The following is a 15,812-nucleotide window of genomic DNA, read 5'->3' on the forward strand; positions in this document are numbered from 1 at the left end:
CCCATGGCCTGATCAGGCCGCCAGATCTGCACAGCCATCCAAGGCCGCTGCAGCTGGGGGCAGAGGGCAACAGGCCGCGGATCCGCACAGCAGATCGCTCAGGCTCCTGGCCTGGAGCAGGGCGCCGAGGCTGAGCAGCTGCAGCTGCTCCCGGCTGCGCGGCAGCCAGCCCGCCAGCAGGTCGCGATCCCCCAGGGGCACGGGCCGCCGCAGGGGCACCAGCTCACCCAGGAACGGCAGCCAGCGCTCGATGCCATCGCCCTCGCGCCAGGGCTCGAGGCTGGTGATCTCGGCGATGGCGCTGATCGCCTCGCTGCCAGGGCTGACGGCCACCAGAAAGGAGAGATCGCGGGTCTGCTCAGCGGTGAGGGCCAGGGGCATCCAGAAACCGCGCTCACAGGCGTTTTGCATCGCCTCGCTGTGGTGGTGGGTGAGCAACAGATTGCGGGGCAGGGTGTCGCTGCTCCAGTCGATGGAGTCGGCGATGCGGTGGATGGAGGTGACGGTCATGGGAACAGGGCCGTTGACTCCTCCGTTGTCGCCATGGCGCCCCTGCAGCCACCGCCCACGGCTGTGGAGCGCGGCGGCCGCAGGGGTGATCACGCCTGCCCACAGCTGTGGGCAACCCACCAGGACTGGCGAGCGGCCATATGGCGCGGGAACGGATGTCGGCGGCGGCGGTGACGCCACCTACCGCCGCAAGTTCCGAAAGGCTTCCGCTGCCGCCCCGCGGAACCCTTTGGCATCCCGCTGTGAACCGCCATGCCCTCCGCCATCACCACCGCCGTGGCCGTGACTGTCAGCAGCAGCAGCAACGTCCCAGCAGCCCGCAGAAGCAGCCGATCGCTGCGGCAGGTCTGCCGCGCCGGGCTGCTCAGCGGGGGGCTGCTCGCCCTGGCCGTGCAGCTGGTTCAGCCCACACCGCTGCGGGCGCTGCTGAGCACCGCGGTGCAGCCGAACGCCGCACTCGCCGCTCAGGGCATCCCAGCCCCTGCAGACCATTTGGGCGCCCTGGGTAGCCTCCCGCCCCTGAACTGAACGGATGCCAGCGCGCCCACGCCAGCCGATGACCAGCGCCCAGCGGTCCTTTGCCTGCGAGCACCTGGGCCTGGCCCAACGGCAGGCCCGGCGCTTTGCCCAACGCTGGCAGCTGGGCTTCGATGACCTGCTCGGCCCGGCCTATGAGGGCCTCTGCAAGGGCGCCATTGGCTTTGATCCCAGCCTTGGCCATCGCCCCTCCAGCTACCTGGTGCCCAAGGTGAATGGCGAGCTGCTGCACCACCTGCGCGACACCGGCTATCTGCTGCGCATCAGCCACCGTCTGCGCGAGCTTTGGGTCAAGGCACGCAGGCCCCTGGCCCTGGGACTGAGCGATGCCGAGATTGCCCAACACCTGGGGGTGTCAGAAGAGGTATGGCTGGACTGCAGACGCGCCTGCGGGCAACGGCCGGTGCCGTTGGAAGAGGCTCAGGGGGAGTGAAGAAGGTTGGCAGAAAGAGATGGCCAAGGGGGAAGAACCCATAGCCCTCAGACTTAGGTGCAGGGGGAAGCAGGTGGAGAACGAAGCTGTAGCGTTACATCCTCTAACCCACGAATCCGGCCTCAAGAAAGCCATCAAGCCAGGAACCCGACTCCTCAGCCCTTGCAGAAATGGTCGAGTAGCTTGACAGCCCAAGGGGGATTGACTCCCACCGAAAAAGCCTCCAACTCAATCGCCTTACTAGAAGGAGGGCCCTTGTACAGAGGCGAGTCGAGTTGATGTTTAAAGACTTCAGCGGCATTAACCGGAATCCCCATGGGCTCGCTGTTCCGTCCCAGCCCACCGGCGCGACAGGACTGAGCCACATGGGCTGCTTCGTGAGCCAGTGCTTCCGCCAAAACCCGAGAACCCATGGAAACGGTCGATGGACGGATCCTGATTTCGGCCAGACCTGGGTCCCATTCTCCACCCGCGTGATCCATGACCTTTTCACTGACTAGAAGGCGCACCCCTTTCCCCTGCAGTCGCGCAATCAGCTCACGGGTCACGGCATGAACCGATTGCTCAACGGGTTGCAAATCATTCTTTTGAGCCTGCCCGATTAGAAGCTCAATATCAGCAGGTGCCTTAATCCACCAAGCACCCCTGCCCGATGGACTATACGGAGCAAGCCAATGAGACACAGCCCTTGGATTGGCCATGAGAAAGAGATACACGCCAACCAAGCCGGCTGGCATGAGCCATGCAATTACGGTCCTGACAGAAGGTGGTTGAGTCCATCTGCGCGAGATAGGACTCGAAGAACTCGCTTGGCGCGTGCGTATCTTCTGCTTCCCATCGGTCATCGGCGCTCCGCAGACAGCGCACACAGCCCTGCCACCAAGGCTTCGGTCGAATCGCACCGACCTGCCATTGCATTGTGGGCACTTCTGCGCCATGGGCTAAAGGGCACCTCGAAAAATCGACCTTGCCGCGACCATTGCCCAAGGGCGAGGCCGGCTAGGACATGAGTCTCAATCGGTGGCTCTTGGGTAAACCGGCATTTTTGAGGTGCCCTCAAGCTTGAAAGCGGTAACGAGCAGACCATACCCCGCCGATGAATAGGCAGGACACGAGCCAATAGCGTCAACATACCATAGATCAGACGAGCTCTTGGGCCTACACTCCTGAGACCAACTCCGAACACTCGAGGCAACCTGCCCGCAAAGGCAGGATTTGTACGCCCGACTTGTGATAATGCACCAAGTGCCAGATGCCGGGCTTACAAAGCCTGCAGTAGCGGGTCAGATTGAGCGAGGGATTAGACCTCATCCTCCACCGGCGTATTTGAGTACTGCAATTATGACTGTTGGAATCGCGAGCCCGAAGCTCAACCACTTGAGTCGCATTTCCGACGTCGCGCGGCTATCCGCCTTCGCCCGAAGGGCATCCTCGCGCTGTCGATGAAACGACGACAGATGCCATTTCGCAAGTGCGGACAATAGCTCTTCAGGAAGGTTCTTTACCCCAATCCTCGGACCGATGGGTAGCTTACATTCTACCCAGGCGTGCAGAGTCATTTCGTCAAGCCTCTGGAACAGTGGGGCCAGCTTCTTCATCGCCTCGGCTTCAGCCGGTGTCCGTGATGCCGCGGAGATCGCCTCGTACACAACATCGTTCGCTAGGTATCCGCGCCAAAGCGTCTGCTCGAACAGCGGCTCAGTGACGATCGTGAGACCGCGACAGGTGCCTGCCATGTAGGCAGCCCACGCGGCTAGCTGGGTGTCATTGGTCTCTAAGGCCGTTTCCAAGACCTTGGCGAAGGAGCCGAGCGACGCCGCGTGGAATTCCCGAGAATCCGTTTTGTCGCGTATGCGGACCCAACCCGTTTGCGCATCTGAGTCCTTCTCAAGATCCAGATCCTTGAGCAGGGGCGAAGCCTTCAGAATCGCATCCGCCTCCGCTTCAAGTGACTTTAGAAGGTCCTCGACCTCCTCCTTGGACTTCGGATGTTGGTTGAGGAAGAACTGCTTCAACAAGAACGGAACGCCCGGCCTGAATAGTTTTCCGCGTCCACTTGGCTCCAGCGACAGCTGGATGAAGCCGGCTGGAATCGTGAAGCGCTCGCCCGCTTCTAGTTTGATTCCGTCAGTCTCAGGGTCATGCCGGACGTAGTAGGCCGTGCGGCTGCACTCAGCACAGTCGCTTGATAGATGTGGGGTCTGCAAGGGCACCAGGCTGCGGGCACAGTAAGCGCAGAAGCGTTCGACAAGCTCAGGTGGTTCCATTGGGGCCTAATGCCTATTGGATGGTTTCCGTGAACAACCACGATCAGGCCTCACCTTTTCGATCCACAGCGCCTTGACTGGGCAGAAACTCGCCAGACGACTGCAGCACAAGGCGTCCCGACTCAAACCCACCAAGGGTAGCGCTGGTTCACGGGTCCGCTATCCACAGGTTGCCTGTGACACAAAGAGATAGGCCGCCAAGTGGGGTAGGTGATGCGCTCCTTGTAGGCAGAAAGTCTCTCCAGGCAATCGCTGGCCATGGATCCCACCACCAGCTGTGCGCTGAGGCTCCATCCACCCCTACTCACACAGGGATCCTGCCATTCACCCACCGCCGGTAGCCTTCCTCCCCTGCGAGTGTCCATGGGATGTGCGCAACGTCGCCCCAGTGGCGACAACGGCAGCCGCGACGGCAACCCCGACCGCGAGCTGTTGCAGTTCAACGTGCGTCTGGCCAAGAGTCGCCAGGCGCTGGCCGACACCAACCGGATCGAGCGCAAGGCCTTCCGCGAGCACGCCCGCCTCGAGAACGCCGTCGGTGCCTACACCCGTGAGCTCAGTGCCCTGCTGGATCAGCGCGGCTTCACCAGCGGTGTGACGCTCAACCCGATCCCCGAGGGCGGTGAGGCGGTGCTGATCGTGCAGCTCAGCGATCTGCACTTCAACGAGCGGGTCGAGCTGCCCTCCAACCGCTACGACTTCTCCGTGGCGGCGGCGCGGCTGGCCAAGCTCGCCGCCCGCGTCAGGCAGCTGGGCCGCTGCTTCGGAGCCCGCAAGGTGGTGGTGGCCTGTCTGGGGGATTTCCTCAACAGCGACCGCCGCCTCGATGAGTTGCTCAGCAACGCCACCAACCGCTCGAAGGCCACCCTGCTGGCGGTCGACATCCTGCGGGCCTTTCTGCTGGATCTGCGCTCCGAGCTGGCGGTGGAGGTCTACGGGATCACCGGCAACGAGAGCCGGGTGAACCGCGAGCTGGGCTGGAGCGATGCGCTGGCCACCGACAGCTACGACCTGATGATCTACGAGATCCTGCGGCGCGGCTTCGCGGGAAGCAGTGGCATCAGCTTCTGCGGCTTCCGCGCCAATGAGCTGCTCTTCGAGGTGCTGGGCCGCACCTTCCTGTGCCTGCACGGCCACCAGATCGGGTCGAACCTCCAGAAGTCGGTGCAGGAGATCGCCGGCAAGTACGCCGCCCAGGGGATCACGGTGGACTACACGCTCTTCGGGCACCTGCACGCCACCGCGATCGGTGACTACCACGCCCGCAATGCCTCGCTGGTGGGCAGCAACGCCTACGCGGAGGCCGGCCTGAACTTCTGCAGCAAGGCCGCCCAGAACGTCCACATCGTCACCGCCAGCGGCATCGATGGCATGAAGGTGGATCTGCAGGACACCACCGGCATCAACCCCTACCCGTTTGCGGCGGAGTGGGAGGCCTACTGCCCCAAGAGCGAGCGCAAGCTCCACAACCCCTCGGTCGTTTTTCAGGTGGTGGTCTGATGCGGGACAACCAACGGTGCTGCTGCGCCGCCCCTGGTCGTGCAGGCGCCCAGGGCGGCAGTCCCACCTCGGCGATAGAACTGCAGGCAGCACTGCTCAGCGCCATCGGCGGCCTGGCGGAGCTGATGGCGCAGCTCACGGCTCAGCTGACTACGGCCTCTGGGGCGGTTCCGACGCCTGAGGCCTGGTGTCAGCCGCAGCCGCTACAACCGGCCTCCGGTCCCGGTCACCCCCCTGGAGTCGGCGTCAGTCCCAGCGCTGGCCACCGGCTGGATCCCGCCTGGGATGAGCTCTCGGTGGTGGAGCTACGCGCGCTGCTGCGCAGCTACCCGATCGATCGCGCCTCCCTGCCGGCCCCGATCGAACTGCTGCGCCGCGGCGAACTGCTGGAGGCCCTCAGCCAGCTGCAGGCCCTCAACCCCTGACGCGCCCCTCGAGCCAAGCCCTGTCCATCCATACCCACACGCCATGACCATGACGACCACCCTCTCCAGTGCTGCCACGGCGGTCCCCGTCAGTGCAGTTCCCACCGGTGTCGTGCCCAGCAACGCACACGTGGCCGGCAGCGAGCCGGTCCCGGGTTCCCCGGAAGCGGTACTCCTGCTCGCCGGCCTGGGCGTCCTCCCCGCCAGCGCCGAGGTGATCGATCCCCGCTTCTCCCCTGAGGCAATCGCCAGAGCCATCACCCGTCTGCTCTCGCTGAAACAGGAGCAGGAGGCCCTGGCCGAGGAGCAGAAGCAGCTCCACGACCACCTGCGCCTGGCCCACCTGCGCGGCGACCTGCAGCAGCAGCTCCCCGCCGGCAAGGACGGCAACGGCTACCGCATCGCCCCCCAGACCCTGCTGGTTCGCCGCCCCGGCCGCAGGCAGTGGCGCTACAGCCTCAGCTGCAAGGAACTCGAATGCCAGCTCAAGGCACGCCAGGTCTACGAACAGCAGAGTGGCGACGCCAGCTACAGCCTGGGAGCCGCCTTCTGGGAGGTGAGGAGCGTCAAGGATTGACCTGCCGCAGCGCTGCATGGCTCCCACCAGCCCCGGGCCTGCGCCTGGGGCTTTGTCATGGCCACCGGCCAGGCTCCTGACGAGGAGATCCGAACGCGTTCTGCGAGCCTCTGGAGTACAGCCCGGGGCCAGGGCGCGCAGGCCACCCAACAGCCCAGACCATTCTGCCAGGCAGAACTATGGTGGAGGGATGATCCGATCGTTCCGATGTCCCGACACCGAGCGACTGCACCAGGGATGGCCTGTGCCCCAGTTTCAGGCTTTCGAGCGGGTGGCCCGCCGCAAGCTCAGGCAGCTTGAGATCGCCGGCCGCCTAGACGATCTGCGGATCCCTCCCGGCAACCGGCTGGAAGCTCTGCGGGGTGATCGCTCAGGGCAGCACAGCATCCGCATTAACGACCAGTTCCGCCTGTGCTTCATCTGGTCTGATGCAGGCCCTGAGCACGTCGAAATCGTTGATTACCACTGATGGATCCAATGGAACGCCTCACACCGATCACTCCTGGGGAATTGCTCGAGGCGGAGTTTCTACAGCCGCTTGGTGTCAGCCAGTACCGCCTGGCCAAGGCCATTGCTGTGCCTGCGTCTCGGATTAGCGAAATCGTGACGGGCCAACGGGCCATCAGCGCCGATACAGACCTGCGTCTCTGCCGTTTCTTTGGCCTGAGTCCTGGGTATTGGCTGCGGGCCCAGGCTGCCCATGACACCGAGGTGGCCAGCGCTGAGCTGGCCGAGGAGATTGAGCGGATCCAGCCCCTTGTGAGCTGCTGACCGTCCTGACTGCCCAGACGCATCCATCCCGCACACCAGCAGGTCGGCCATCAACGTCTCCCATGGCTGATCGCAACGGCAGTGGCAGGGCTGATGCCCAGCGCTTGGGTAAGATCGGGGTTCCGCTACAAGTCGCGCTCCCCTACATCCACCAGCGGGGAGCGGTGGACCCAGCAGGGCCGTGGGCTCCCATTTTTGCCGTGCTGCGCGGCAGAGCAGGTCAGCGCAGCAACTGGGGCTGCACTGCAAGCCATTCCCTGGCAGTACAGACGTACGCCTGCTGCTGTCGTGGTGACCCTCCCGCTCCCCCTCTCCGCCGAGCCCTGCCCCTACCTCGATCAGGCCGTGCTAAAGCCCAGCCGCAGCCGCTAGGTCTGCCTCACCTGCCACTGGTTCCGCCACCATGCCGCAGCCAGCTGCATCCCGTTGCTCACCTGCCGGCTGCACCACGGCCTGATCGCCCACGGCGAGCACCTCACCCGCCGCTGCCAGGGCTGGACCGACGACATGGTGCGGCGGAAGGGCTGGGCGCCGGAAGGGGCATGACCAGCGCCAGGGGGAAGGCCGCTGGGGCCAGCAGGCGGCCGCCCCTCTCGCCAAAAGGGGGCTGGCTGAGCGATGGTCGCCGCGTGCTCCACTTCCGCCCGACCCACTGGGACCGCTGGAGCCAGCGGCTGGAGGTGACCAGCGGCGAACTGCTGCCAGATCAGGCGGTGCCGCTGCTCAAGCGCCGCTGGGAGCTGAGCCGCGAGGAGGCGCTCAGGCTCTGGACTGAGAAACGCGGGGAGGGTTGGCAGCCCTGCGGGCCGCAGTGGTGAACCCGACGGCTTGCCGTACTGAGGGGGCGTCCCGCCAAGTGGTGTAAAACCCTGGGCTCAGCACCGGCGTAGCCGGTGCTGACGGTGCGTTACTCAGAGCCCCTGCGGGGGAATGGGTGGGCTGGTCTGTGACTCTGGTCGGAGCACTACCACCTTCCTGAGACCAGACCATGCCCATCTCTGATTCTGCCGCCACTGAGCTGGCGCAGCTGCTTGGCAGCGGCACCGCCGGTGAACTGATCCCCGAACTGGTGCGGCAAGGGCTGCAGGCCCTGATCGAGGCTGAAGCCGCCGCCGCTCTTGGTGCTGACCGCCACCAGCGCACAGCTGAGCGCAGGGGCCACCGCAATGGCAGCCGTGATCGCCTGCTGGCTACGCCAGCCGGCGACATCCAGCTGCGCATCCCACGCTTCCGCACCGGCAGCTTCTTCCCCTCGCTGCTGGAGCCCCGCCGGCGGGTGGACCGGGCCCTGTGGGCGGTGGTGATGGAGGCCTACGTCTCCGGCGTCTCCACCCGCAAGGTCGACGAGCTCGTCTCCGCTCTGGGCTGCGAGAGCGGCATCTCCAAATCGGAGGTCAGCCGCATCTGGCAGGGCCTCGACACCCAGGTGCAGGCCTTCCTGAACCGGCCGCTGGAGTTCAGCTGCTACCCCTACGTCTACCTCGATGCGACGTACCTCCACGGCCGTGATCCGGCCCGCAAGCAGGTGATCTCCAGAGCCGTGATCGTGGCGGTCGGCATCACCGCCACGGGCCAGCGCGAGGTGCTGGGGATCGAGGTGGGCGACAGTGAGGACGAGGCGTTCTGGACCGCCTTCCTGCGGCGCCTGCGCGAGCGCGGGCTCTCGGGTGTGCAGCTCGTGATCAGCGACGCCCACGCCGGCCTCAAGAAAGCCATTGCGCGCTGCTGCCAGGGCACGACCTGGCAGCGCTGCCGCGTCCATTTCGCCAGGAACCTCCTGGCCAAGGTGCCGAAAGGCAGCCAGGACATGGTGGCCGCCGCCCTGCGATCGGTGTTCGTGCAGGCCGAGGCCCAGGCCGTGGAGCAGCAGTGGAATCAGGTGATCACGATGCTCACGGAGAAATTCCCAGCCGCTGCAGCACTGATGGAGCAGGCCAGGGAGGACGTTCTCGCCTTCCGGGCCTTCCCGCCAGAGCACTGGCGCAAGATCTGGAGCACCAACCCACTGGAGAGGCTGAACAAGGAGATCAAACGCCGCACCCGCGTTGTCGGCATCTTTCCCAACGACGCCGCGATCATCCGCCTGGTGGGTGCGCTGCTGCTGGAGCAGCAGGAGGAATGGCAGCTCGATGGCCGCCGCGTCTTCTCTGAACTCTCGATGGCCAAGCTGGACAAGAGCAGCGATCAGCTCCAAGATCAACCAACAGCTGCACTTGGAGCAGCTGCCTGATCACTGATCTCCGACCAGATCACAGGCCTCGGCTTTTACACCACTCCAAGGGACGCAACCCGTACTGACACCGCCGGGAGGAAGAGTTAGTACATAGATAGACACCCGACCGGGGGTTCACCAACAGCTCCCGCAACCGGTGCAAGGGCCCTCAGCACAGGGGGCCCTTCTTCATGGAAGGGATTCCAAGACACAACAAACCCAGGAGCACTGGCCCCTTGCATCTGTCGGCTCAGCCTAGGTGCCGCCCCAACTGAGGACCCTTCACCCCATGGTTCAGCCACCAGACGCGGTCAACCTACTGGCCGCGGGCTGTGACCAGCGCATACGGGGAAGACAGGGTTTCGCCCGCCACAGACCGATCGTGCCAAGCCGATCTGCATACCAGCCACCCCGTCCGAACCACAGCCATGAGGCCTCCTTCGTGAAGAGCGGTTGCCTGAGGTCAACAGGCCTGTCGATCGCACCTAGCCCGTAGAACACAGATGCAGCGTGATGGCCAAGGACAAGACGTCAGCACCGGCCGGATTGGGCACCACACTCCAGAGCAATGGCGTGGGCTTCCGTGTCTGGGCTCCCCACGCCGAGCAGGTCTCTGTGATCGGCAGCTTCAACGGCTGGAACGGCGCGAGCGATCCGATGACAGCCGACGGTCACGGCTACTGGCAGGCCACGGTGGCCTCCGCCCGGGTGGGTGATCACTACAAGTATCAACTCACCACACCTGCAGGTGTGCTGCAGCGCATTGATCCCCACGCAAGGGAAGTCACCAGCTCGGTTGGGAAGGCCATCATCCACGACCCAGGCTTTGACTGGAAGGACGATCACTTTTCCATGCCCCCCTGGAACCAGCTGGTGATCTATGAGCTGCATGTGGGCACCTTCAACGACGAGAACTCCAGCCAGCCCGGCCAGTTCATCTCGATCACCGCAAGACTGGAGCATCTCAAGCGGTTAGGCGTGAATGCGATTCAGATCATGCCCGTGGGCCAGTTTGCGGGCAGCCGCTCCTGGGGATACAACCCATCGCATCTGTTCGCCGTCGACTCCGACTACGGTGGCTCCCTGGGCCTGAAGCGGTTTGTCAAACGTGCGCACCAAGCTGGGATCGCCGTGATCCTGGATGTGGTGTACAACCACTTCGGCCCCAGTGATCTCGACCTCTGGCAGTTCGATGGCTGGTCGGAGAATGGCCGAGGTGGCATCTATTTCTACAACGATGATCGCGCCATCACCCCCTGGGGGGAAACCCGTCCTGACTTTGGCCGTGGCGAAGTGCGGCAGTTCATCCTCGACAACGTGTTGATGTGGCTGGATGAATACCACATGGATGGGTTGCGTTTCGACAGCACGCTCTACATCACCCACTGTGGCGACCAGTGCAGCCAGGAATTGCCCGATGGTTGGAGCCTGCTTCAGGCGATCAATGAAACCGTGGCGCGCTCACGCCCTGGTCGGCTCACCATCGCGGAAGATCTCCAGAGCAACGACTGGATCACCAAAGGGGTGGGGGCCGGTGGCGCCGGATTCGGCAGCCAGTGGGATCCCAACTTCGTGCAGCCGATTCGCGAAGCCGTGATCGCCTCCCAGGACCAGTGCCGTTCCCTGAACAGCATCCGCGAGGCCCTGCTCTACCGCTACAACGACGATGCCTTTCAGCGTGTGATCTACAGTGAATCCCACGATGATGTGGCCAACGGTCAGGCCCGCATCCCCCAGGAGGTGAGCGGCAGCGACCCCACCGGCTGGTATGCCCAGAAGCGCTCCACCATGGCGGCCGCCATGGTGTTCACGGCGCCTGGCATCCCGATGCTGTTTCAGGGGCAGGAGTTTCTGGAGGGGGGCTGGTTCCGCGACACGGTGCCAGTGGACTGGGATCAGAACACGACGTTCTGCGGCATCGTTCGCCTGTATCGGGATCTGATCGGCCTACGCCTCAATCAACTGGGGATCTCCCAAGGGCTGTGCGGGCAGTTCACCCAGGTGCACCACCTCAATGAAGAGCGCAAGCTGCTGGCCTTTCACCGTTGGGACCAGGGTGGCCCCGCCGATGACGTAGTGGTGGTGGCCAACTTTCTGCATGAGCCCCAGGACGGCTACGTGATGGGGTTCCCTGCCGCTGGCCTCTGGAAGCTGCGCTTCAACAGCGATTGGCAGGGCTACAGCAGCCTGTTTGAGGGGCACCGCAGCGGTGATACCGAGGCAACCCCCGGATCGTGCGATGCCCTGCCCTGCTCGGGATCTGTGTCGATCGCGCCCTACAGCGTCTTGATCTATTCGCAGTGACGGGCGAGCCAGTCTTGGGCCCGCGGGGGCCCAGGCCAGCTAGAGCGACTCCAGCAGGTGACGGATCTCCTCCTGGGACTTGCCGAGCTTCTTCTGCAGGCGACCCAGCAATTCATCGTGCTTGCCCTCCACATAGACCAGGTCGTCATCAGTCAGGTCGGCATAGGCCTGCTTGACCTTGCCTTTGATCTCATTCCACTCGCCTTTCAGTTTCAGGCTGGTCATTGGTCATACCTCCATCACAACGGGGTCGGGGTCAGGGTCAAGGTGCTGGTTGAGGACGGACCGGCCCGTTGTATTCCACAACGGACGAGCGACCATCAGGAGACACCAGCACCACGGTCTCCAGGGTGGCGGGCTGCCGCCTGGCATCCCAGCCCGGAGGGCCGCCGAGGAAGCGGAACCGAAAGCCCTCGGGCGTATCGGCCGCCAGACAACTGCCGCCGCCGCCACGGTGCATGCAGTTCGCCGGTGAGTATTTGCTCAGGCCACCATTCAGCAGCTCAGCCTGCATCCGTGCCAGATTGGCGGCACGCATCTGGGCCTCGCTCACGGATTGGGCCAATGCCGATGAGGCCACCAACGCCAAGAGAGGCGAGACAAGAAGAAAACGTAGTTTCATGATCAATCGAGCCAGGTACAGCACAACAATGGTCAGACCAGCTGGATAGCCAGCTCAGGGGGAACCGGCCTGCAAGCGCGCTCAAGCCCCACAGCTGAGCCCCCCGAAGACGTTCAGACACCACGTCCGCGGATCAATCGCAACAGGATGGCGATCACGGCAATCACCAGCAGGAGATGGATCAGACCGCCCAACGAGACGGATGTGACCATCCCCAGCAGCCAGAGAACAATCAGCAGGATGGCAATTGTTTCAAGCATGATCCAAGTCGCGTAACAACATAAGGATGTAGGGAAGGCTCAGTTCGCTGGGCTGAGCCGCTACAGCTGACGTGTGTCAGCCGAGATCATCAGCCATGTCGTTGGCTGCACCAGCCACCTTCTTGGCTGCTGACTTTGTCCCCTCCTTTAGGTCCTCTGCCGTGTTCATGGCCGAGCCCTGCACCTGCTTGGCTTTGCCCTTGATCTGGTGACCGGTGTCTCCCGTGAGGTCACCATAGGCGGATTCGAGCCTGCCCTCTGCCTTTTTGGCAGCAGCATCCATTCTATTCGTCATGGCGGCAAAAGCGAGGGGGTCAGAGGCAGGCGACATCGCCATTGCGGGCCATGGAACCAGCAGGCAGGAGGCCAAGATGCAGAGTGCAGACAATAGAGTCAAGGCCTGTCGGTGCAGCCGATGTCGATATGGTCTAGCGGTCATTGCCATGGGTCAGACCAGCGAGTGGTTCTCATCAGATGCTAGTCATTTCGATCCCCTGGGTTCTTGCAGTTGCGCTCATGATGGTGGAGATAGGGAGATCTGCTGTTAGACGTGAGTCAGCGCAAGGCCTCTCAGTGGTACAACGATTTATTGAGCATTCTCTGCATGCTGCCCACCTGCATCCTGGTGCTTGCGACCAATAGATACCGAACCCAGAGGTCACCCTGGCCAACGTCTACCCCATCTAGAGGTCTCAATAACAGCCAGGTGCAAGCGTGTACCTGTTGTGCGTAATTGGCCGATAACACTCACAGACAACCCCGCTCTTCTTAACGTGAGACTGGTAGAAGACCAGGGTCAACTGGCCCCCCTGTAATCACCTCAATCTCCCCTGTCGATCCGTGCATCCAGCCAATCGGCTGAGCGCAGTTCTGATGCGACGGGCTCGGATCTCGGGCTTGATGAGCTCCGATCAACCACTGCCGATGGATCCCTTGGACAGCCCCGCCCAGTCATGACACGCCCCCACCGCGGTGAAGCCCTGCTCGACTACCTCAACCAGGCGGGCACCATCCCCCTGCTCACCGCCGCGGAGGAACTGCACCTCGGCGCCATCGTGCAGGAGTGGCTCCAGCATCCCGAGCCGCCGCCGGCCCTGAGGCGCCGTGGCATGCGGGCCCGCAACCGCATGGTGTCCGCCAACCTGCGCCTGGTGGTGATGGTGTGCCGCCGCTACCAGAACCGCATCAGCAGTCTCCAGCTCGACGTGCTCGACCTGATCCAGGCCGGCAACCTCGGGCTAATCCGCGCCGTGGAGCGCTACGACCCCAGCCGCGGCTACCGCCTCTCCACCTTCGCCTTCTGGTGGATAGACCAAGCGGCGCGGCGCTGCATCACTGAGCTGGGGCGCGCCATCCGCCTCCCCACCCAGATGATCCAGCTGGCCTTCCGCGCCCAGCGGCTGCAGGCGAGCTCGCCAGAGCGGCTGAGCCTGGCCGGTGTGGCCGAACGGTTGGGGCAGGACGAGACCCGCGTGACCACGGCCCTGCGCACCCTCGAGCTCTGCAGCACCGCCTCCCTCGACCGCAGCCTCGATGGGCTGGAGAAGGGAGCCACCCTGCTCGACGGCATCCCGGATCCCCACAGCCCCGAGGTCAGCGACGACTACGCCTGGCTGCACCAGCAGCTGCGCGGCCTCGATCCGCTCGACCAGCGGCTGCTGCAGCTGCGCTTCGGCAGCGACGAGGGCCACACCCTGGTGGAGACGGGCAGGGCCCTTGGCCTCAACAAGAACCAGGTCCAGAACGCCGAACGCCGTAACCTGCGGCGCCTGCGCCGGCGCCTGAGCCCGATGCTGCATCCCCAACCCAGTCACTCTGGGGCAGCCGGCTAGGTGTTGTGTCTCGGCATCAGCCGCCGGTGCTCGAATCTTGCCCAGCTTCCTCCCCAGCTCACTCTTGTGGATCGGCTCTGCAGCACTCTGTACCCGCGACGCCAGGCTGGGGTTCCCCTGATTTCGTGGACAGATCGATAGGGGTCACGCCACCATCACTGACTCAGCTCACCTCCGGTGACCAGCACTGCTGATCACGGCACCGCGACGGGCTTATCCCAGCCCCAGGATCTCCGGGCGGACAGGGGGATCCGGGTGTGATTGCCCGCCATCCCCTCACCACGGCCAAATTCCTGCCGGAGCCAGGGCCCAGCAGTAGCGCCCACTGGGGAGTCAGCGTCCGACGCGAACCCCACGGATCGAATCCATCAATCCAAGCCCATTGAGCAGCCAGACGACGACAGCGACAACTACCACAATATTGAGAATCCTTTTGATCTTTCCATCCATTGGGATGTACGTATTAACAAGCCACAACAACACGCCGACTACGATGAGCGTGATGATGAGAGAAATGAGATCCATGAATCAGCCTCGGTCACTGGTTGACGAAACGCGGCAGGATCTCAGTCAACTACCGTCTTCAAACGACGCGTGTCCCGGATCTGCCCTTCCCCATTCTGATCAGTGAGTCGCCCCCGGGACAGTTGGCCCAGAAACTTGAACCAGGAGGCGGGAGCGGGAGCCACCTGGTCGTGCACAGGTGAGCAGTGCCGGTCTTTTCGCAGGGCTGGATGGCCCGCCACCAGTGCCGCAATCCCGTGGGCCTGCCGTACCAGCAGCCCCCGAAAACACTCCCATGGACCACCCCTGGCAACACCGGGGATGGGGATTCCTCCAACAGGGCCACGGTTTGGTTTCGCAACCCCAGGTGACCCCGGGCGCCGTTCAACCCAATCGCCTGTAGCCCATCCAGGTGCAGGGGTTCTGCGAGATGGTGGAAGCCACCGGGTCGGGCCATATCGCTCCACAAGGCATCATCCGCCAGTCCGAAGATTGGGGCATGCCACAGTCCATTGCTTCTGGAGACTGAGCACCTGATCGGAGTTCCCCTTGGCTTCCAGCTGATTCATTGAAAGCTGGATACGCTCGCAGTTCACCTGTTTCTGAAGCTGTGCCCGCTGCGCCCTGAGGTCCCGCAGCTCCTGCTCCGCCTGCTGCCGCTTCGCCTGCTGCTGGGCATCCGCAGCCCGGTTTCGGGCCGCCACATCCATGGCCGTGAGCTGCGCCTGGAGGGCAGACTCCCGTCGCGAAGCGGAGTCCAGTTCATTCCTGAGCGCCGAATCGCTCAGCTGTCGGCCCATCTCCTCGCGGCTAGCCAGATCCTGACGATTGGCCAGGTCCTGGCGGTCAGCGAGATCCCGCATCTCTTGGGTCTGAGCCTCGGTAGTCAGTCGCTCCTGATTCTGCCGACTGACATAGACAACAAGACCCACAACCACAACAATGGCAGAGATCAAGGCCAACCAGTACTTGCCTTGGCGATTCATTCTGCTCCGATGCGAACGACTGAATCAACTGTAGGCGTCCCTGCTCGACCGGGGCATCCATAGCCCATGCTT

General features: G+C 63.6%; 20 protein-coding genes. 11 read left to right on the forward strand and 9 right to left on the reverse strand.

All coding sequences use genetic code 11. From position 1 onward, the window contains the following. Nucleotides 1-12: 12 nt before the first annotated feature. Nucleotides 13-510 carry a hypothetical protein gene (locus tag ACLV7J_RS09615; RefSeq protein WP_411868885.1) on the reverse strand — a complete coding sequence of 166 codons (498 nt, stop codon included), beginning with the start codon at nt 508-510 and terminating at the stop codon, nt 13-15. A 252-nt stretch (nt 511-762) separates the two neighbouring features. Here ACLV7J_RS09615 and ACLV7J_RS09620 point away from each other — a divergent pair, with 252 nt between their 5' ends. Both ACLV7J_RS09620 and ACLV7J_RS09625 read left to right on the forward strand, forming a co-directional pair. Then, nucleotides 763-1,038 carry a hypothetical protein gene (locus ACLV7J_RS09620; RefSeq protein WP_411868886.1) on the forward strand — a complete coding sequence of 92 codons (276 nt, stop codon included), beginning with the start codon at nt 763-765 and terminating at the stop codon, nt 1,036-1,038. Between the two features lie 28 nt (nt 1,039-1,066). Next, nucleotides 1,067-1,480 (forward strand): sigma factor, encoded by a 414-nt coding sequence (locus ACLV7J_RS09625; RefSeq protein ID WP_411868887.1) that lies wholly within the window; start codon nt 1,067-1,069, stop codon nt 1,478-1,480. Between the two features lie 155 nt (nt 1,481-1,635). Here the strand turns inward: ACLV7J_RS09625 and ACLV7J_RS09630 are convergent, their stop codons facing one another. Both ACLV7J_RS09630 and ACLV7J_RS09635 read right to left on the reverse strand, forming a co-directional pair. Beyond that, on the reverse strand, nt 1,636-2,196 hold the full coding sequence (locus tag ACLV7J_RS09630; protein WP_411868888.1) for a hypothetical protein: 561 nt from the start codon (nt 2,194-2,196) through the stop codon (nt 1,636-1,638). Nucleotides 2,197-2,787: 591 nt separating this feature from the next. Beyond that, the gene (locus ACLV7J_RS09635; protein ID WP_411868889.1) at nt 2,788-3,687 is read right to left on the reverse strand and encodes a hypothetical protein; all 900 of its coding nucleotides are present in this window, start codon (nt 3,685-3,687) and stop codon (nt 2,788-2,790) included. Between the two features lie 423 nt (nt 3,688-4,110). Here ACLV7J_RS09635 and ACLV7J_RS09640 point away from each other — a divergent pair, with 423 nt between their 5' ends. The 8 genes from ACLV7J_RS09640 (at nt 4,111) to ACLV7J_RS09675 (ending at nt 11,536) form a co-directional block, all read left to right on the forward strand. Next, complete coding sequence (locus ACLV7J_RS09640) at nt 4,111-5,247, forward strand: hypothetical protein (RefSeq protein ID WP_411868890.1); 1,137 nt, start codon at nt 4,111-4,113, stop codon at nt 5,245-5,247. 296 nt (nt 5,248-5,543) lie between these two features. Next, nucleotides 5,544-5,672, forward strand: a complete 129-nt coding sequence (locus ACLV7J_RS09645) for a hypothetical protein (RefSeq protein WP_411868891.1) — start codon at nt 5,544-5,546, stop codon at nt 5,670-5,672. A 112-nt stretch (nt 5,673-5,784) separates the two neighbouring features. Then, entirely contained in the window at nt 5,785-6,249 is a 465-nt protein-coding gene (locus tag ACLV7J_RS09650; RefSeq protein WP_411868892.1) for a hypothetical protein, read from the forward strand. 244 nt (nt 6,250-6,493) lie between these two features. Then, complete coding sequence (locus tag ACLV7J_RS09655) at nt 6,494-6,718, forward strand: type II toxin-antitoxin system RelE/ParE family toxin (RefSeq protein WP_411868893.1); 225 nt, start codon at nt 6,494-6,496, stop codon at nt 6,716-6,718. Next, the gene (locus ACLV7J_RS09660) at nt 6,718-7,020 is read left to right on the forward strand and encodes a HigA family addiction module antitoxin (protein ID WP_411868894.1); all 303 of its coding nucleotides are present in this window, start codon (nt 6,718-6,720) and stop codon (nt 7,018-7,020) included. The genes ACLV7J_RS09655 and ACLV7J_RS09660 overlap by 1 nt, the downstream gene beginning before the upstream one ends. A gap of 542 nt (nt 7,021-7,562) precedes the next feature. Then, entirely contained in the window at nt 7,563-7,838 is a 276-nt protein-coding gene (locus ACLV7J_RS09665; RefSeq protein WP_411868895.1) for a DUF1651 domain-containing protein, read from the forward strand. A 170-nt stretch (nt 7,839-8,008) separates the two neighbouring features. Continuing rightward, complete coding sequence (locus ACLV7J_RS09670; RefSeq protein ID WP_411868896.1) at nt 8,009-9,250, forward strand: IS256 family transposase; 1,242 nt, start codon at nt 8,009-8,011, stop codon at nt 9,248-9,250. A 495-nt stretch (nt 9,251-9,745) separates the two neighbouring features. Next, entirely contained in the window at nt 9,746-11,536 is a 1,791-nt protein-coding gene (locus tag ACLV7J_RS09675) for an alpha-amylase family glycosyl hydrolase (RefSeq protein WP_411868897.1), read from the forward strand. Between the two features lie 39 nt (nt 11,537-11,575). On the opposite strand, the gene ACLV7J_RS09680 is transcribed toward ACLV7J_RS09675, so the two are convergent. The 4 genes from ACLV7J_RS09680 to ACLV7J_RS09695 form a co-directional block, all read right to left on the reverse strand. Continuing rightward, complete coding sequence (locus ACLV7J_RS09680) at nt 11,576-11,761, reverse strand: CsbD family protein (protein WP_411868898.1); 186 nt, start codon at nt 11,759-11,761, stop codon at nt 11,576-11,578. A 37-nt stretch (nt 11,762-11,798) separates the two neighbouring features. Then, the gene (locus ACLV7J_RS09685) at nt 11,799-12,089 is read right to left on the reverse strand and encodes a hypothetical protein (protein ID WP_411868899.1); all 291 of its coding nucleotides are present in this window, start codon (nt 12,087-12,089) and stop codon (nt 11,799-11,801) included. Nucleotides 12,090-12,271: 182 nt separating this feature from the next. Further along, nucleotides 12,272-12,418, reverse strand: a complete 147-nt coding sequence (locus tag ACLV7J_RS09690) for a lmo0937 family membrane protein (protein WP_411868900.1) — start codon at nt 12,416-12,418, stop codon at nt 12,272-12,274. Nucleotides 12,419-12,494: 76 nt separating this feature from the next. Further along, nucleotides 12,495-12,701 (reverse strand): CsbD family protein, encoded by a 207-nt coding sequence (locus ACLV7J_RS09695; protein ID WP_411868901.1) that lies wholly within the window; start codon nt 12,699-12,701, stop codon nt 12,495-12,497. A 670-nt stretch (nt 12,702-13,371) separates the two neighbouring features. On the opposite strand from ACLV7J_RS09695, the gene ACLV7J_RS09700 reads away from it, so the two are divergent. Beyond that, nucleotides 13,372-14,250, forward strand: a complete 879-nt coding sequence (locus tag ACLV7J_RS09700; protein ID WP_411868902.1) for a sigma-70 family RNA polymerase sigma factor — start codon at nt 13,372-13,374, stop codon at nt 14,248-14,250. A 333-nt stretch (nt 14,251-14,583) separates the two neighbouring features. On the opposite strand, the gene ACLV7J_RS09705 is transcribed toward ACLV7J_RS09700, so the two are convergent. Continuing rightward, entirely contained in the window at nt 14,584-14,775 is a 192-nt protein-coding gene (locus ACLV7J_RS09705; RefSeq protein WP_411868903.1) for a Thivi_2564 family membrane protein, read from the reverse strand. A 452-nt stretch (nt 14,776-15,227) separates the two neighbouring features. Continuing rightward, nucleotides 15,228-15,740 carry a hypothetical protein gene (locus ACLV7J_RS09710; RefSeq protein WP_411868904.1) on the reverse strand — a complete coding sequence of 171 codons (513 nt, stop codon included), beginning with the start codon at nt 15,738-15,740 and terminating at the stop codon, nt 15,228-15,230. Between the last annotated feature and the right edge of the window lie 72 nt (nt 15,741-15,812).

The sequence above is a fragment of the Vulcanococcus limneticus LL genome (genome assembly GCF_943369875.1).
Taxonomy (GTDB): domain Bacteria; phylum Cyanobacteriota; class Cyanobacteriia; order PCC-6307; family Cyanobiaceae; genus Vulcanococcus; species Vulcanococcus limneticus_A.

Excerpts from the sequence above, each read along its gene's own strand:
- ACLV7J_RS09680 (WP_411868898.1), bottom strand. The coding sequence starts at position 11,761 with ATGACCAGCCTGAAACTGAAAGGCGAGTGGAATGAGATCAAAGGCAAG.
- ACLV7J_RS09665 (WP_411868895.1), top strand. The coding sequence starts at position 7,563 with ATGACCAGCGCCAGGGGGAAGGCCGCTGGGGCCAGCAGGCGGCCGCCC.
- ACLV7J_RS09670 (WP_411868896.1), top strand. The coding sequence starts at position 8,009 with ATGCCCATCTCTGATTCTGCCGCCACTGAGCTGGCGCAGCTGCTTGGC.
- ACLV7J_RS09700 (WP_411868902.1), top strand. The coding sequence starts at position 13,372 with ATGACACGCCCCCACCGCGGTGAAGCCCTGCTCGACTACCTCAACCAG.
- ACLV7J_RS09620 (WP_411868886.1), top strand. The coding sequence starts at position 763 with ATGCCCTCCGCCATCACCACCGCCGTGGCCGTGACTGTCAGCAGCAGC.
- ACLV7J_RS09615 (WP_411868885.1), bottom strand. The coding sequence starts at position 510 with ATGACCGTCACCTCCATCCACCGCATCGCCGACTCCATCGACTGGAGC.
- ACLV7J_RS09705 (WP_411868903.1), bottom strand. The coding sequence starts at position 14,775 with ATGGATCTCATTTCTCTCATCATCACGCTCATCGTAGTCGGCGTGTTG.
- ACLV7J_RS09695 (WP_411868901.1), bottom strand. The coding sequence starts at position 12,701 with ATGGATGCTGCTGCCAAAAAGGCAGAGGGCAGGCTCGAATCCGCCTAT.
- ACLV7J_RS09640 (WP_411868890.1), top strand. The coding sequence starts at position 4,111 with ATGGGATGTGCGCAACGTCGCCCCAGTGGCGACAACGGCAGCCGCGAC.
- ACLV7J_RS09625 (WP_411868887.1), top strand. The coding sequence starts at position 1,067 with ATGACCAGCGCCCAGCGGTCCTTTGCCTGCGAGCACCTGGGCCTGGCC.
- ACLV7J_RS09660 (WP_411868894.1), top strand. The coding sequence starts at position 6,718 with ATGGATCCAATGGAACGCCTCACACCGATCACTCCTGGGGAATTGCTC.
- ACLV7J_RS09675 (WP_411868897.1), top strand. The coding sequence starts at position 9,746 with ATGGCCAAGGACAAGACGTCAGCACCGGCCGGATTGGGCACCACACTC.
- ACLV7J_RS09690 (WP_411868900.1), bottom strand. The coding sequence starts at position 12,418 with ATGCTTGAAACAATTGCCATCCTGCTGATTGTTCTCTGGCTGCTGGGG.
- ACLV7J_RS09710 (WP_411868904.1), bottom strand. The coding sequence starts at position 15,740 with ATGAATCGCCAAGGCAAGTACTGGTTGGCCTTGATCTCTGCCATTGTT.